At 65.0% G+C, this 1863-nt stretch carries 2 protein-coding genes; both read left to right on the forward strand.

The genetic code is table 11. The features are described 5' to 3' along the window. The coding region (locus RTM68_RS18555) for a carbohydrate ABC transporter permease (protein WP_396654254.1) at window positions 1–896 on the forward strand (896 nt) is incomplete at its 5' end. Further along, window positions 889–1755: a carbohydrate ABC transporter permease gene (locus tag RTM68_RS18560; RefSeq protein WP_312173792.1), complete on the forward strand. Its 867-nt coding sequence runs from the start codon at window positions 889–891 to the stop codon at window positions 1753–1755. The genes RTM68_RS18555 and RTM68_RS18560, both read left to right, overlap by 8 nt. Window positions 1756–1863 lie beyond the last annotated feature (108 nt).

Here is a 1863-nt window from a genome sequence, read left to right on the forward strand (position 1 = left end):
CCCCCGCCCCGCGGGCTCCCCGGCTGCGGCGGGGACGCGGTGACGGCTGGGTGGCGATCGCCTTCCTCGCGCCGGGGCTGATCGGGTTCGTCCTCTTCATCCTCACCCCGCTGTTCGGATCGGCGTTCATCAGCCTGTTCGACTGGAAGCTGTTCGGCAGCCCCGACTTCATCGGGCTCGAGAACTACGCGAAGCTGTTCCGCGATCCGACGTTCTACACGGTGCTCGGCAACACCCTGATCTTCGCGATCGTCTACACCGCGCTCAACCTGTTCGTCGCCCTCACGATCTCGATGTGGCTCAACACCCGGATGAAGGCGGCCGGCGTGTGGCGGGTCGTCTTCTTCCTGCCGGTGATCACCCCGATGGTGGCGAACGCGCTCGTGTGGCGGCTGCTGCTCTCGCAGGACGGGCTCGTCAACTCGATGCTCGCGACCGTCGGCATCGACGGCCCCAACTGGCTGTCCGACTCGGCGTGGGCGCTGCCCTCGGTCATCGCGATGTCGGTGTGGCAGTCGTTCGGCTACAACGTGATCGTCCTGTCGGCAGGCCTCAGCGCCATCCCGAAGGAGCTGCTCGAAGCATCCCGCATCGACGGCACCTCGGCCTGGCAGCGGCTGCGGTTCATCATCCTGCCGCTGCTCTCGCCCTCGCTCTTCTTCTGCTCGACGATGACGATGATCGGAGCCTTCCAGGTGTTCGTCCAGCCGCTCTTCCTCACACAGGGCGGCCCGGGCGAGAGCACCAACACGTTCGTGCTGTACCTGTATCGCAACGGATTCGTCTTCGATCGGCTCGGCTACGCATCCGCCCTCGCGTGGATCCTCTTCGTCGTTGTGATGCTCATCACGGCCCTGCAGTTCGTCGGCCAGCGCAGGTGGGTGAACTATGAGTGACGTCCTCGTCGTCCCGCGCCGCAGCGTGCGCCGGCGCCGCGACTCCGTCAAGGAGTGGCTGAACACCACCGCGATCGCGATCGTCGCGCTCGTGTTCGCCTTCCCCTTCGTCTGGATGTTCCTCACCGCGCTGAAGCCCGAGAACGAGGTCTTCACGGCCACACCCCAGATCTTCGGCTCGGAGATCCGCTGGACGAACTTCGTCGAGGCGTGGACAGTGGTGCCGTTCGGACGGTTCATCCTCAACGGCCTGCTCGTCTCGATCCTCGGTGCAGCGCTCTCGGTCGTCGTCGCCGTACTGTCTGCATACGCCTTCTCGCGGCTGCGATTCAAGTACCGCGACAAGCTGTTCCTGCTGTTCGTGCTCACGCTCGTGCTGCCGCAGGAGGTGCTCGTCGTACCGCTGTTCATCATGATCAACAGCTGGGGCTGGAACGACAGCTACGCGGCACTCATCATCCCGTTCGCGTTCACGGCCTTCGGCACCTTCCTCATGCGGCAGTTCCTGCTCACGATCCCACGAGAGTATGAGGAGGCCGCTCTGATCGACGGCGCCTCGCGCCTGCGCACCCTGTGGTCGGTGCTGCTGCCGCAGTTGACCGCCCCGCTGAGCGTCCTCGCGGTCTTCTCGTTCATCGGCTACTGGAACTCGTACCTGTGGCCGCTGATCATCATCAACACGCAGGACATGGCCACCGTGCCTCTCGGGCTCGGTATGTTCACCGGTCAGTTCGGCACGCAGTGGTCTCTGCTCATGGCCGCATCGACGCTGGCCGTCATCCCCTCGCTGATCCTGGTTCTGCTGCTGCAGAGGCAGCTCATCAAGGGGGTCACCCTGGGCGGACTCGGAGGACGCTGATGACCACGACACATGACGACACCGCACGCACGCTCGATGCCGTCGCGGATGCGACCGCAGGCAGTCGCATCGTGCACGCGGAGGCGCAGCTGTGCGATCTTCCCGTCG

The organism is Microbacterium sp., assembly GCF_031988965.1.
Classification (GTDB): domain Bacteria; phylum Actinomycetota; class Actinomycetes; order Actinomycetales; family Microbacteriaceae; genus Microbacterium.

Bases quoted from the DNA above. Each gene is read 5' to 3' on its own strand.
- RTM68_RS18560 (WP_312173792.1), top strand. From the start codon at position 889: ATGAGTGACGTCCTCGTCGTCCCGCGCCGCAGCGTGCGCCGGCGCCGC.